Raw genomic sequence first — 13,615 nt, forward strand, 5'->3', positions numbered from 1 at the left:
AGGACTGGCCCCTTTTTAATCCGGTGAGACTGGCCGATCCGTGGCCCCTTTTATTCCCGGTGTTCTCACCAGCATCGTGTCGACTGCGGGATCGTAGAAGAACGGGATCGGCTCTGCTACCGGCTCGGCCACCACATCCAGCCCCTGCGCGCTGAAATGATAGGGGGCGCTGTGGATGGCGACGCGCGTGGAGATGCGGCGCAGCGTCTTGAGCCCGATGCCGAACCGGCCCTTCTGCTCGGCATCGTCCGACTTGGTGGTGAGGTAGGGCAGCGTCATCGCTAGCACGTGATGACAGCTCACCGGGCTCCCATCGTGGACAATGAGAAGCTGGCGCTCGGCATTCCCGCCACGCAGCGCGATGCGGACATTTGTCGCGTTCAGGTCGTCAGCGTTCTGCAGCACTTCGACGATGCCTTGGAATGCCTCGACATTAAGATCTTCGGCGGCCGCCGCCGCATGGCGCACGACCTTGCGCATGAGCCCCGGCGCTCTCGCCATGGCGAGCGACAGGCCAACCAATACGCCTGACGAAAATTCAGGATCTCGGGGGTCGTCGATGGAAGCGGCTGCTGGATCATCGTTCCAGATAAGCAGGGCGGCTTCGCGGCCCTGCTCATACAAATCCACCTGCGGCTCGTCCAATCCGACTGCTGAAATGCTTGCCACTGTCAAATTGCACCCTTCCGTCAGCCGCAGCCGCGATCGGCCCACCGTGACGGTGGTCATTCAAAGCCGCCGCCATGCTCCCCGATTCACAGCATTAGGTCCAGCGCCAAGCAGCTGAATGAACGGGTTCTCGCTCGCGCGGTCGACACGTGGGAGCGGGGGCTTCATCTTGCTCGCTTTTGAGCTAGTTTGGCCCAATGCCAAGAAGCAGGGGGCGCCGGAAGAAGCCCGGCAAGACGCATCAGATCAGGCGATCCGCCGGGCCGGTTTTCCAACTGCTGCCGGTGCCGACCAATCGCGACATGTTCCGTGAGCGGATGTCGCAGGCGGCTGAGGCTCATGTGGCGCGCCTGCCGAAGATGTTCGCTGCCTTCCAGCAGCTCTTTCGTGACCACGATCCTGCCGGTCTTATCGCCTCTGTCGCGTATTACGGCCTCCAGCGCGGCATACGCGAGGACGGCTCGACAACGCCGATCTCAAGCAAGCTCGAGCAGCACCATGTGGAGCTCCTTCAAGCCGTGCTCCTGACCCTACCGTATGAGGAATGGCCAGCAGCGCCCTCGCTACCGCGCGCGATTGACCGCGTCTTTAACGAGTTACCCGAGCTTTCACTTGCCTTCCTCGCGCAGCGCATCGTCGCCGGCAAGGAAATCGACGACATTCAGACCCGCACCATCGCGGCCCTACAGGAGCGAATTCGGCTTCACACTCATGCGGTGCGCAACTGGGGCTACTTCGGCGATGTCGTTTCGATCACCCGCGAGATCTATTCGCCACTGGATACTGCCTTTCTCGCGCATCACGGCTTTGCCGCGAGCGACGTGATCGAGCTCGCCCGCGCAATGGTGGCTGAAATCGAGCGGCGCTCCAATGCGTGGTTCAGTGCCCTGCGGCCGGTGGCCAACGCCAAGACAATCCCGGAGATGCTGCAGCGTTACTATGCCGGCTTCCCCGACCTCGCCGGCTCAGCAGAGGGACTTGCTGAACGCATCCCGAAAGAAGCACGCCGCGAGCAGGTGCTGGCTATGCTGATGGGGCATGCTGACCTCCGTCATCCCGAGAACGCGACCTTCGATGCAACAAGTCTAGCTGCGCTGACTGGCCTCGATGCCGGGCGAGTTGAGAAGACGTTGCGCGCGATTGCGTTACGGCCCGGATCGCTTGCCGGACAAAAGCTTGAGTTCCTGTTTCTGGCCAACCCGGTCTGGCTCGCCCCCCTCATCGATCTTGGCGGCAGCTTCCTTGCACCCATGCCGCAGATCGTGATGAGCCATATTCACGCTATTCTACGCCGCCTTGCTGACGAGGCGGGCGCGCTTGAACCGCTGGACACGGCACGTAATGCTTATCTCGAGCGGAGAATGGTCGAAGCGCTGAGCGCAGCGCTGCCGATGGCCAGCGTTCGCTCGAGCGTAACCTGGTCGTTTAACGGCCAGCGCTTCGAAACCGACGCCATTGCCCAAACCGACAAGCTGCTCCTGATCGCCGAAGCCAAGGCCAATCATCTGACGCCGCAAGGGCTTCGTGGCGCTCCTGATCGCGTCAAACGCCATGTCCGCGACATGGTCGTCGAGCCATCGCTTCAATCCGCCCGGCTCGAAGCGATTGTGCGGCAAGCTCAGGCCGGATCGTCCGACGCGCTCGCGACACTTGCTGAGGCCGGCATCAACGAGCCCGGCCAAATCGAGCGGATAATCCGCCTATCTGTCTCGCTTGACGATCTTTCGGTGCTCGCGTCCGCTGAGCAGGAGCTTCGCGACGCCGGCTGGGTACCGGCGGATCACGAGCTTGCGCCTATGATGAACATCGCAGACCTGCTTGCGGTCGCCGACATTCTCGATCGGCCGGTGGTCTTCCTCCACTATCTGGCCGAGCGCGGGCCATTCCAGCGGGCCTTCGAACTCTTTGGTGACGAGCTCGATTTTCTCGGCCTCTATCTCCAGACCGGCTTCAACCTGGGCGGCGTGCCGCAGGATATGCGTCTCGTGCCTTCCGGCATGTCCGAGGCGATTGACCGCTATTATGACGCCCGCGACGCTGGAAAGTTAATTTCGAAGCCGCGGCCACGGCTCAGCACCTATTTCCTGTCTATTCTGGACACTTTGGCTCTGCGCCAACCATCAGGATGGACACTCATCGGCATGCACCTTCTCAATGCCGCTGACCAGGACGAGCAGGCGCGGCTCGCTCGTATGCTTGAGCGCGCCCGCAAGAAAGTTAGGCGGAAGACTACGGGCATGGAGGATGGTGCCGTCGTTTCGCTCAAGCCGCCGCTTGAACGCAAGGCGAGCGTGGCCTTCTACATTCATGATCACGCCGATCGTGCCGCCCTCAAGCAGTCAGTCGAAGAAGTTGCATCGAAGGAGTTGGACGCTGTTGCCGAATGCGTCGTCTTTGCTCGCCATATCGATCGTTGGGATGAGCCCTATCAGATCGCAGCTATAGCTAAGGCGCTGTCCTGAGAGCTAGCCGCGGCACCATCGCTTGCGCCTGCGCGAGTGGCATGCCGGGCCAGAGCCCCAGCGCCTGCGGCTCGGCGTCGGCAGCGAAGACGGTCCGCCGGCCAGCCTGGCGGGTACTCAGGACGAGAGGCTGGTCAGACGGCAGCGCTCCGCACTGCCGCCGCAGGCGGTCGGTGGGCCAGGTCGGCAGATAGACGGCGATGGCATGTCTCATCGCAAGCCTCGATAACCCAGGCGGCAGGCTCTGCGCCGCGGCAGCGCTTCGGCACGACATGCCAGCGGGGCTGGGCGAGCGATGGCACGGGAAGCGCCTCGGACGGCAGAGGTATGACCCGCCAGCGGCTGACGCTGTCCGAGGGCTGAATGCGGCCGTTTGGATGAAGGGGTCAATTGGCGAGAATTTACCGACCAGCCCTTCAGGAGATAACCGCAGCAGCAACGGTTCGTCGTCTGCTACAGTGCTTAGCCTATCGCGCTCTCAGCCGAGCTGCGGGATGCTGTACTCAACGCAGCCAAGACACAGGATCTGAAAAGCGGCGGCAATCACCACGCTGGTCGCAGATTCGTGGTGGAGCCTATATGGAGCCTAATTTTCAGAACTAGGCTCCAGCCCTGCGCCGCTCTCTGGAAATTCGTTGGAATTCAAGAGGAAAGTGGTGGACGCACCAGGGCTCGAACCTGGGACCCGCTGATTAAGAGTCAGCTGCTCTACCAACTGAGCTATGCGTCCACTTTCCGGCGGATGGGAGATGGTGCTTCCCGTCGTGGAGGCGCGCCATTAGCCCGCCCCGGGGGCGTTGTAAACAGGCAAAAAGCGATAATTTTCAGATAGGCGCATCGGATGCGCCATGTGGCGCCACGGTGATATCGGCCGGGGCCAGGCCGGCGCTCCAGCGGGCGTGCGCCATGTCATAGGCGGCTTCGATATGGACGGTGAAACGGCCGGTATCGAACAGCGGGCAGGTGAGGCGGCCAAAGGCCAGCCTGTCCCGGATCGCGGCGAGCCTTTCCGGGTTTCGCGCGAGATCGAGGGCCGTCGCGGCATAGGCTTCCCGATCCGGCGCGATCATCTCGGGCAGGCCCACGGCATCGAGCAGGCTGGCCGCGACACGGGCCGCGAATCCCTCGCCGGGCGTCGTCAGCACCGGCAGGCCGGCCCAGAGCGCGTCGCTGGCCGTGGTGTGTGCATTATAGACGAAACAGTCGAGGAACAGGTCGGCGAGCCGCAGCCGGGCGAGATGCTCGGCATTGGGCAGCGGATCGGCGAAGACCAGCCTGTCGGGAGAGATGCCGCGCGTCGCCGCCTCGCGCCGGAGATTGGCTTCGGCCCGGGGCTCGCCGCCTAGCAGCCACAGCACCGAATCCTCGATCTCGGCGAGCAACCGCATCCAGATGTCGAAGGCATCGGGGCCGATCTTGTAGCTGACATTGAAGCAGGCGAAGACGAAGCCCTGCTCGGGCAGGCCCACCGCGCTGCGCGTGGGGGTGGCGGCGATCGGCCGGCGATCGTCGTTCGACTGGTAGCAGTCCGGAAGATGGATGAGCTTCTCGACATAATGGCGGCGCTGGGCATCGGGGATCACCCACCGGTCGACGATCAGGTAATCGAGCAGCGGCGCGCCGAGCGTCCCGGGATAGCCGAGCCATCCGATCTGCACCGGGGCGGCGCCATGGGCGAAAATGCCCGGCCGTCCCTCATGGGTCAGGCCCTTGAGATCGACGGCGATGTCGATCCGCTCCTGGCGGGCGAGCGCGGCGATATCCATGTCGGTGAGCGCACGGACATCCTCGAAGCTATCGACCGCCGCGCGAAGCCGCCTCCGCGCCGCGTCGTTGCGGTCGGGACCGTAGGAGAAGGCGTGGATGGCGAAGCGCGAACGATCATGCCGCTCGAACAGCCCGCCCGCCAGCATCATCGTGGCATGGTCGTGAAAGTCGGCGGAGAAATAGCCGATGCGCAGCCGATCTGGCCGCCCGGCCCGGGGGGTGAAGGCGAAGCGTTCGGTGAGGGGGAAGCGTTCGGCGATGTACCGCCGGGCGCGGATGCAGTGTCGTTCCGGGCTGTCGTCGAGGGCCAGCAGGGTGAAGGGGGAAACCGTGCTGCCCGAAAGCCCGAGTTCGGCCATGCGCGGGGCGTCGGCGGCCATGGCGTTCCAGTCGCATAGATGCGCGAGACGGTGGAGCTTCTGTGCGCGGGAATAATCGTCGTCGGGCCTGATCTCCAGGGCGCGGGCGAAGCATTGCGCCGCTTCGTCGCCCTTGCCGGCATCGATCAGCATATTGCCCAGGTTCCGGTGCGGCTCGAACAGGCCCGGGCGCAGCTCGATCGCGCGCCGATAGCAATCGGCCGCCTCGTCCGCGCGGCCCAGTTCTCGCAGGTCGGTGCCGAGATTGTTGAACGCAGCGGCGTTGTTCGGGTCGATCGCGAGCGCGCGGCGGTGACAGTTGGTAGCCGCATCGATCCGGCCGAGCCGCCGTAGCGCCACGCCCAGATTGTTGACCGTCTCGGCCGATCCCGGATCGATCGCCAGGGCCCGGTCATAGGCGGCGACGGCAAGGTCGAGCTGGCCGAGCGCGCTGTGGGCCACGCCGATCAGGTTGAACAAGGCCGCGTGGTGCGGATAGCGTTCGGCGAGCGCCAGGCTCCGTTCGACCAGTTCGCCATGGCGGCCCGCCCGGTAGAGCGCGACCAGCGCCGCATAGTCCCCGTCGAAGCCCCGGCCGCTCACGGCCGCCGCGCGGTTCGGTCGATCGCCATCAACATTCCCAGGCAGATCAGCACCGTCATCATCGCCGATCCGCCAAAGGACACGAGCGGGAGCGGAATGCCTACCACCGGCGCCATGCCCATAACCATCGCCAGGTTGATCGCCATGTAGAAGAAGATGGTGGTCGACAGGCCTGCGGCGGTGAGCCGGGCGAAACGACCCTTGGCGCGGGCGGCGACACCCATGCCCCAGCGGATGATCAGCATGTAGAGCAGGATCACCGTGAGCCCGCCGACCAGCCCCCATTCCTCCGCCATGGTGGCGAAGACGAAATCGGTGTGGCGTTCGGGCAGATAATCGAGATGGCTCTGGGTGCCGGCGAGGAAGCCCTTGCCGAAGATGCCCCCCGATCCGATCGCGATCTTCGACTGGATGATGTGGTATCCGGTGCCGAGCGGATCGCTTTCGGGATTGAGGAATATCTCGATCCGGTCGCGCTGATAGCCGTGCATCAGCGAAAAGGCGATCGGGAAGGCGGCAGCCAGCACCAGGCCCGCGCCGACGAACAGCCGCAGCGGCAGGCCGGCCAGGAAGGCGACGGTGATCCCGCCCGCGCAGATCATCGTGGCGGTGCCGAGATCGGGCTGGACGAGCACCAGCAGGGCAGGGATGCCGATCAGCAGGGCGGGGGGCCAGATCGCGCTGAACCGCCTGATCTCGCCGGCCGGGAGCATATCGTAGAAGCGCGCGACCGCGAGCACGATCACCGGCTTCATCAGTTCGGAGGGCTGGAGACGGATGAATCCGAGATCGAGCCAGCGGCGGCTGCCGCCCCCGACGAAGCCGAACAGCTCGACCAGCAGCAACATGACCACGATCACCACATAGGTCGGCAGCGCCGCCGCCTTGAGCCGCTGCTCGCCCGCCCAGGAGATGGCGATGGCCAGGCCGATGAACATGGCGAAGCGGATGCCCTGCGACAGCGCCCAGGGGCTCATGCTCCCCCCCGCCGCCGAATACAGTACGACGAGGCCGATGCCGCCGACCGCGACGACCAGCGACAGCAACCGCCAGGGGATGTGCCGCAGGGGCAGGGGGACGATCGAATCGCGGCTCATTCGGGGTCGGCCTCGCCGGTGGGCGGAGGCGCAGGGGATGGCTCGGCTGCGGGCTTGGTCTCGACGGGTTTCGGATCGTTACGATGTGCCCAGGCGTCGGCCTTCCTGGCCATCCGCGCCTCGATCGATCCGCCCCAGCCTTCCTCCAGGAAGGCCAGCCGGTCCTCGGCGCGCTTGCGGTCGTAGAGATAGGTGATCAGGTCCCGCGCGATCGGCGCGCCGGCCGCGCCATGCATACCATGCTCGATCACCACGGACACCGCATAGCGCGGGTCGTGGACCGGTGCGAAGCCGATGAACAGGCCATGGTCGCGATAGCGCCAGGGCACGCCATAGCCGCCGAACTCGCCGCCCGCCGCGCGCATCGCCATGGTGATGCGGCGGACCTGGGCCGTGCCGGTCTTGCCCGCCAGCAACTCGCCACCGGGCAGGTTCAGCCGGCCCGATCCCCCCGTGCCGTAGGGGCCGTTGACGACGCCGCTCATCGCTTCGCGGACGAAGGCCAGATGATCGGGGGCGATCCCCAGCGGCCCGCCCTGCGCCGGATAGCGCTTGTTGACGATCATCCGGGGCACGATCGCGTTTCCGCTCGCGATTCGCGCCGCCATCACCGCCAGCTGCAGCGGATTGGCCAGCGTATAGCCCTGGCCGATCGTCGAATTGAGCGTGTCGGCGGTCGTCCATTTGGCGCCCTTGTAGCGGCGTGCCTTCCATTGGACGTCGGGAACGGTGCCATAACGCTGTGACGGCATCGGCAGATCGAATTCGGCGCCCATGCCCAGCATGCGCGCCGTCGCCGCGATTCGGTCGATGCCGACGAGCCGGGCCATGGTGTAGAAATAGACGTCGCAGCTCGCCGCGATCGCGCGGTGCATGTCGACGCCGCCATGGCCGCCGCGCCGCCAGCAGTGGAAATAGCTGTTGCCGAGCCTGTAACGGCCCGAGCAGCTGACCATCTGGTTGGGATCGACCCCCGCCTCCAGCAGGGCAAGAGCGACCATCGGCTTGACCGTGGATCCGGGCGGATAGAGGCCCTGCATAACCTTGTTGGTCAGGGGGAGATGGTCGTCGTTCGACAACAGGTCCCATTCGGCATGGCTGATGCCGTCGGAAAAGCTGTTCGGGTCGTAGGCGGGCATCGACGCCATGGCGAGGATCCCGCCGGTCCGCGTATCGATCACCACCGCCGATGCGCTTTCGGGGCCGAGCCGCGCGGCCGCATAGCGCTGCAGGCCCGCATCGATGGTGAGCTGAAGCGCGTTGCCGACCACCTCCGGCCGCGTGGTCAATTCACGCACGACCTTGCCATGGGCGGTGACTTCGCTGCGCTTGGCGCCCGGCTTGCCGCGAAGCCAATTTTCCATTGTTCGCTCAAGACCTTCCTTGCCGATCTTGAAGCCGGGTGTAATCAGAAGCGGGTCCCTGGTCTTGTCATAGTCCGCCGCCGAGGCCGGGCCGACATAGCCCACCAGATGCGCCACCGCGGCGCCCCCCGGATAGAAGCGCCCATAGCCGCTTGCCGGCGCGACCCCGGGCAGCGACGGCTGATGGACGCTGACCGCGGCAAAATGCTCATAATCGATATTCTCGGCCACCGGCACGGGCTGGAAGCCGCGCGATTTCTTGATGTCCTCGCGGATCCGATCGAGATCGTCGGCGGTCAGCACGAGCAGCCGGCCGAGCTGGCCCAGCACGGCCTCGGGGTTCTTGAGCTGATCGGGGATGATATCGACGCGGAAGGTCGTCCGGTTGATGGCGATCGGCTTGCCGTTGCGGTCGATGATCCAGCCCCGGCGAGGCGGCACCAGGGTGAGTTGGACCCGGTTGCTTTCGGAAAGATTGGTATAGCGCTCGTTCTGGGCGATCGAGAGCCACGCCATCCGTCCCGCCAGCAGCGTGCCTACCGCCGCTTGCGCACCGCCTACAAAGAAAGCGCGGCGGGTGAAGGTATAGGCTTGGGTCTGCTCGGTGATGAGCCGGGTACGGCTCACCGTTTGAGCCGCCATTTGTCGAGCGCGGCGGTAAGCCGCAATATCGTCGGAAACAGCAGGACCGCGCCGATCGTCTGGGGCAGGACGGTGAGGATCGAGGTGTAGCTGTCGGCGGGTTGGGACAGCGCCCAGGCCCCCGCCTGCAACAGGGGGATAGCTACCGCCGCGATCGCCCATTCGATCCAGCCTTCACGCCACACCAGCAACTGGTCCATCCATTCGAGCACGAGAAAGGCCACCGTCCACAAGATCATACCGGTGCCCAGATAATGGCCGCTCATCAGGTCGTCGGCCAGCCCCAGCGGCAGGGCCATCCAGACCGGCCACATTTCCGGCCTCAGCAACCGCCAGGCGAGCAGGATCATCAGCCCGAAGGGCGGCACGATCGGTTCGGTGGCGATGACCGGCACCAGCGCCGTCGCCGATCCCGCCAAGGTCGACAGGATCGGGATCAGAGTCACCCGCAGGGCCGGGCGCTCCATATAGGGATTGCCCTTGCGCGCGATCATGGCTTGGGCTGCGCGGGCAGATCGGTGATCGGCGCCTGGGCGATCGGATAGACCGCCGCGAAATCCGCGCGCGCCGGATCCGCGAGCGGACGCGCAACGGCGCGATCGCCGCGTACCGCCGTCACCACGGCGACCGGGATGTTCGGCGTATAGACGCCGCCCGTGCCTGAAGTGACCACGAGGTCGCCGCGCCGGAACGGCCGGCCGCCGGCAATGAGCGCGCGGACCTCCATGGTGCCGTCTCCCTGACCGGTGGCGATGGCGGCCAGGCCGCTGCGCGTGATCTTCACCGGCACCGCGGTTTCGCCATCGGTGAGCAGCAGCACGCGCGAGGCGAAGATGCCGCTTTCATAGACACGGCCGACCAGCCCCTCGGGCGAGCGGACCGTCATGCCCGGCCGCACTTTCCCGGCGGTGCCGGCCGAAAGCGTAGCGAAGCGGCGTTGGCCGGTGGGGGTTGAGCCGATCAACCGGGTGCTGAGGATCGGCGCGGGAAGATTCTCGGTCAGCCGGACCAGCTTCTTCAGGCGGGCATTCTCGGCGGCAATCACCTTGGCCGCGATCACCGCGCGACGTTCGTGCGCCAGTTCCTTTCGGAGCTCCCGATTCTGGCTGCCGGCGGCCAGATAGGCATCGATCGCGTCACCCATGCCATGAATGCCCTCGACACCGGCGCGGCCGATGCCGGTGAACAGTGCGCCGGCATCGACGACGACGCCCCGCAAGGTTCCGAAGGCGCGCGGATCGAGGCGTGAAACGAGCAGCAGCGCGACACCGAGCAGGATACCCGCGATCGCGATGACATAGCCCGCGAACAGGCCATATTGGACCCGTCGGGAAAAGCCTCGACGCCGGTGCCGGGGCGCCGCCATCGGCTGGCGGAGCCGGTCAGGCGGTCTGGAGGACGCCGCGGAAGACCGGATCTTCCAGCGCGCGTCCGGTGCCCAGCGCCACGCAGGTCAGCGGGTCGTCGGCGATCGAAACCGGCAGGCCGGTGGCCTCGCGCAGCACCTCGTCGATCCCCTGCAGCAGCGCGCCGCCCCCGGTCAGGACGATGCCCTGATCGACGATGTCGGCGGCCAGCTCCGGCGCGGTGTTCTCCAGCGCGATGCGGACGCCCTCGACGATCGCCGAAACCGGCTCGGTCAGCGCCTCGGCGATCTGCGCCTGGGTGATGGTGATCTCCTTTGGCACGCCGTTGACGAGGTCGCGGCCCTTGATGTGGATCGTCTCGCCCTTGCCGTCGGCCGGCATCTTGGCGACGCCCACTTCCTGCTTGATCCGCTCGGCCGTGGCTTCGCCGATCAGGAGGTTATGATTGCGGCGGACATAGGAGCCGATGGCCTCGTCCATCTTGTCGCCACCGACCCGGACCGAGGTGGTGTAGGCCAGGCCGCGCAGCGAGAGCACGGCGACCTCGGTGGTGCCGCCGCCGATATCGACCACCATGGAGCCGATCGGCTCGGTGACGGGCATGCCGGCGCCGATCGCGGCGGCCATCGGCTCCTCGATCAGCCACACCTGGCTGGCGCCCGCGTTCGACGCGGCATCGCGGATCGCGCGGCGCTCGACCGAGGTGGAGCCCGAGGGGACGCAGATCACGATTTCCGGCCAGCGCATGAAGTTGCGGCGGCCATGCACCTTCTGGATGAAGTGCTTGATCATCTGTTCGGCGACGTCGATGTCGGCGATCACGCCATCGCGCAGGGGGCGGATCGCGTCGATCGTGCCCGGCGTCTTGCCCATCATCAGCTTGGCGTCGTCGCCGACGGCACGGACCCGCTTGACGCCGTTGATCGTCTCGATCGCGACCACCGACGGCTCGTTGAGGACGATGCCGCGGCCGCGCACATAGACGACCGTGTTCGCCGTCCCGAGGTCGATCGCCATATCGTGCGACATGAACTTGAAATATCGCTGGAGAAACATGCTGTGGTCCGTCTCTTAGGCCCGCCCCAGGCCGGATTCTCTGATCGCTAGCATCCCGTGACCGGCGCTGTCATCTCTTGGGGAAATCCGACGCTTATCGAGGGATGCGGAAGCCCGCCGCTTGGGCTAGGACGAGTCCCATGTCAATACGCCGCCTGCCGGAACATCTGGTCAATCGCATCGCTGCCGGTGAAGTGGTCGAAAGGCCAGCCAGTGCGCTGAAGGAACTGGTCGAGAATTCGATCGACGCCGGCGCCAAGAGGATATCGATAAGCCTTTCAGAAGGCGGGCTTTCCTCGATCGACGTGGCCGACGACGGCTGCGGCATGGCGCCGGACGAGATCGCCCTGGCGATGGAGCGGCACGCGACGTCGAAATTACCCGACGACGCCATCGAATCCGTAACGACATTGGGCTTCCGGGGTGAGGCACTGCCCTCGATCGGCAGCGTCGCCGATCTGACGATCGAAAGCCGGGTGCGCGGCGCCGATGGCTGGTATCGCCGGATCGATCATGGCGTGCTGGTTGGGGAAGGGCCGGCGGCGCTGCCGCCCGGCACCCGCATCAAGGTGTCCAACCTGTTCGCCAAGGTGCCGGCGCGGCGCAAATTCCTGCGCTCGGGCCGTTCGGAATATGCGGCCTGCGTCGACGTCATCAAGCGGCTCGCCATGGCGCGGCCCGATATCGGCTTCACGCTGGAGCATGACGGGCGCCGGGCGATCCTGGTCGGGCCCGACGAGCAGCGGCCCGAGCGGGTCGCGGCGCTGACCGACCGCGACCTTGCCGAAAACAGCGTGATCGTCGATTTCCGCCGCGAGGCGGTTTCGCTGACCGGGGTTGCGGGCCTGCCGACCTTCAACCGGGGGGTCGCCGATCATCAATATCTGTTCGTCAACGGCCGGCCGGTGAAGGACCGGCTGCTGATCGGCGCGCTCCGGGCCGCCTATCAGGACATGCTGGCGCGCGACCGGCATCCGCTGGTGGCGCTGTTCATCGAACTGCCCGGCGACCAGGTCGACGTCAACGTCCATCCGGCCAAGACCGAGGTGCGCTTCCGCGATCCCGGGCTGGTGCGCGGGATGATCGTGGGCGGCCTGCGCGCCGCGCTGGACGAGGCGGGGCATCGCAGCGCCCAGCGGCCCTCGGTCGCGGCGCTCGGCAACTGGCAGAGCGGCAGCTTTCCCTCGGCGCCGTCCTCACCCGCGATACCGAACGGCTTCGCCTTCCCCGCGGCGGCGCGCGAGGCGGGGCAGGGCAGCGTCTGGGACCGGGTGACAGACTATACGCCCGCGCCGATGGCCCGGGCCGAGCCGGCCTATGCCGCCCCGCCCGAGCATCGGGCCTTTCCGATGGGGGTGGCGCGCGGGCAGGTGGCCGCCACCTATATCGTCGCCGAGGCCGAGGACGGCCTCGTCATCGTCGACCAGCATGCCGCGCATGAGCGGCTCGTGCTCGAACGGATGCGCCGGGCGATGTCCGACGGTGGGGTCGCCCGCCAGGCGCTGCTGCTGCCCGAGGTGGTCGAACTCGACGAGACGGGTTGCGACCGTCTCGAGGGGCGGATCGCCGAACTGGCCGAGATGGGGCTGGAACTCGAACGCTTCGGCCCCAAGGCGATGCTGGTGCGCGCAACCCCGGCGATGCTGGGGCAGGGCGACGTCCACGGCCTGGTCATCGATCTCGCCGACGAACTGGCCGCCTATGACGAGGCGCTGTCGCTCAAGGAGAAGCTCGATCATGTCGCCGCGACCATGGCCTGCCACGGCTCGGTCCGCGCGGGGCGCACGCTGTCTGTCGCCGAGATGAACGCGCTGCTCCGGGAGATGGAGGTCACCCCGCATTCGGGCCAGTGCAACCATGGCCGCCCGACCTGGATCAAGCTCGGCCATGGCGATATCGAGAAGCTGTTCGGGCGCAAATGACAGGTGACGGCGGATCGCCGGGAGCGTGGCGCCCTAGCGGCAGGCTCCGGACCGTCCCGCTTTGGCCGGCGGCCTCATCGTCATCGATGAGACGCGCATAGCTTGTTGCCGTCCGGATCGCGCAGATAGGCAAGATAGAGCTTCAGCGCGCCCATAACCCGGGACCCGGGAGGATCCTCGATGGCTGTGCCGCCATGCGCGACCCCGGCCGCATGCCAGGTCTCGACTTCGTCCGGGCTGGTCATGGCGAAACCTATCGTGCTGCCATTGGCGTGTGTCGCGGGCTATCCGTCGAGCGGGGACGCCG

Annotated in this window: 10 protein-coding genes, 1 tRNA gene and 1 pseudogene; 2 read left to right on the forward strand and 10 right to left on the reverse strand. The window is 66.2% G+C overall.

The annotated features are described in order from the left end of the window. Positions 1–15: 15 nt before the first annotated feature. On the reverse strand, positions 16–729 hold the full coding sequence (locus tag CMV14_RS13280; protein ID WP_141396761.1) for a sacsin N-terminal ATP-binding-like domain-containing protein: 714 nt from the start codon (positions 727–729) through the stop codon (positions 16–18). Positions 730–866: 137 nt separating this feature from the next. On the opposite strand from CMV14_RS13280, the gene CMV14_RS13285 reads away from it, so the two are divergent. Continuing rightward, on the forward strand, positions 867–3,131 hold the full coding sequence (locus tag CMV14_RS13285; RefSeq protein ID WP_066970134.1) for a hypothetical protein: 2,265 nt from the start codon (positions 867–869) through the stop codon (positions 3,129–3,131). Here the strand turns inward: CMV14_RS13285 and CMV14_RS13290 are convergent. From CMV14_RS13290 to CMV14_RS13325, 8 genes are all read right to left on the reverse strand, one after another. Beyond that, positions 3,115–3,345, reverse strand: coding sequence for a hypothetical protein (locus CMV14_RS13290; protein ID WP_139114835.1), 231 nt, complete (start codon positions 3,343–3,345; stop codon positions 3,115–3,117). The genes CMV14_RS13285 and CMV14_RS13290 overlap by 17 nt on opposite strands. Before the next feature lie 440 nt (positions 3,346–3,785). Next, positions 3,786–3,861 (reverse strand) — tRNA-Lys (locus tag CMV14_RS13295). Positions 3,862–3,955: 94 nt separating this feature from the next. Next, positions 3,956–5,860: an O-linked N-acetylglucosamine transferase, SPINDLY family protein gene (locus CMV14_RS13300; RefSeq protein ID WP_066970128.1), complete on the reverse strand. Its 1,905-nt coding sequence runs from the start codon at positions 5,858–5,860 to the stop codon at positions 3,956–3,958. After that, a complete protein-coding gene (gene rodA / locus CMV14_RS13305; RefSeq protein ID WP_066970125.1) occupies positions 5,857–6,957 on the reverse strand; it encodes a rod shape-determining protein RodA in 1,101 nt (366 codons plus the stop codon). The genes CMV14_RS13300 and rodA overlap by 4 nt, the downstream gene beginning before the upstream one ends. Next, positions 6,954–8,948: a penicillin-binding protein 2 gene (mrdA, locus tag CMV14_RS13310; protein ID WP_066970137.1), complete on the reverse strand. Its 1,995-nt coding sequence runs from the start codon at positions 8,946–8,948 to the stop codon at positions 6,954–6,956. Before mrdA ends, rodA begins: the two co-directional genes overlap by 4 nt. Next, positions 8,945–9,457 carry a rod shape-determining protein MreD gene (mreD, locus tag CMV14_RS13315; RefSeq protein WP_066970122.1) on the reverse strand — a complete coding sequence of 171 codons (513 nt, stop codon included), beginning with the start codon at positions 9,455–9,457 and terminating at the stop codon, positions 8,945–8,947. Before mreD ends, mrdA begins: the two co-directional genes overlap by 4 nt. Beyond that, a complete protein-coding gene (mreC, locus tag CMV14_RS13320; RefSeq protein WP_066970119.1) occupies positions 9,454–10,329 on the reverse strand; it encodes a rod shape-determining protein MreC in 876 nt (291 codons plus the stop codon). Before mreC ends, mreD begins: the two co-directional genes overlap by 4 nt. Positions 10,330–10,345: 16 nt before the next feature. Then, complete coding sequence (locus CMV14_RS13325; RefSeq protein WP_066970117.1) at positions 10,346–11,386, reverse strand: rod shape-determining protein; 1,041 nt, start codon at positions 11,384–11,386, stop codon at positions 10,346–10,348. A gap of 140 nt (positions 11,387–11,526) precedes the next feature. On the opposite strand from CMV14_RS13325, the gene mutL reads away from it, so the two are divergent. Next, a complete protein-coding gene (gene mutL, locus CMV14_RS13330; protein WP_066970115.1) occupies positions 11,527–13,308 on the forward strand; it encodes a DNA mismatch repair endonuclease MutL in 1,782 nt (593 codons plus the stop codon). Positions 13,309–13,388: 80 nt separating this feature from the next. On the opposite strand, the pseudogene CMV14_RS13335 reads toward mutL, so the two are convergent. Further along, a pseudogene (locus CMV14_RS13335) lies at positions 13,389–13,592 on the reverse strand (VOC family protein); the annotation flags it as partial. Positions 13,593–13,615: the final 23 nt, after the last annotated feature.

The sequence above is a fragment of the Rhizorhabdus dicambivorans genome (genome assembly GCF_002355275.1).
GTDB lineage: Bacteria > Pseudomonadota > Alphaproteobacteria > Sphingomonadales > Sphingomonadaceae > Rhizorhabdus > Rhizorhabdus dicambivorans.

Bases quoted from the DNA above. Each gene is read 5' to 3' on its own strand.
- CMV14_RS13280 (WP_141396761.1), bottom strand. From the start codon at position 729: ATGACCACCGTCACGGTGGGCCGATCGCGGCTGCGGCTGACGGAAGGG.
- CMV14_RS13285 (WP_066970134.1), top strand. From the start codon at position 867: ATGCCAAGAAGCAGGGGGCGCCGGAAGAAGCCCGGCAAGACGCATCAG.
- CMV14_RS13290 (WP_139114835.1), bottom strand. From the start codon at position 3,345: ATGAGACATGCCATCGCCGTCTATCTGCCGACCTGGCCCACCGACCGC.
- rodA (WP_066970125.1), bottom strand. From the start codon at position 6,957: ATGAGCCGCGATTCGATCGTCCCCCTGCCCCTGCGGCACATCCCCTGG.
- mreD (WP_066970122.1), bottom strand. From the start codon at position 9,457: ATGATCGCGCGCAAGGGCAATCCCTATATGGAGCGCCCGGCCCTGCGG.
- mreC (WP_066970119.1), bottom strand. From the start codon at position 10,329: ATGGCGGCGCCCCGGCACCGGCGTCGAGGCTTTTCCCGACGGGTCCAA.
- CMV14_RS13325 (WP_066970117.1), bottom strand. From the start codon at position 11,386: ATGTTTCTCCAGCGATATTTCAAGTTCATGTCGCACGATATGGCGATC.
- mutL (WP_066970115.1), top strand. From the start codon at position 11,527: ATGTCAATACGCCGCCTGCCGGAACATCTGGTCAATCGCATCGCTGCC.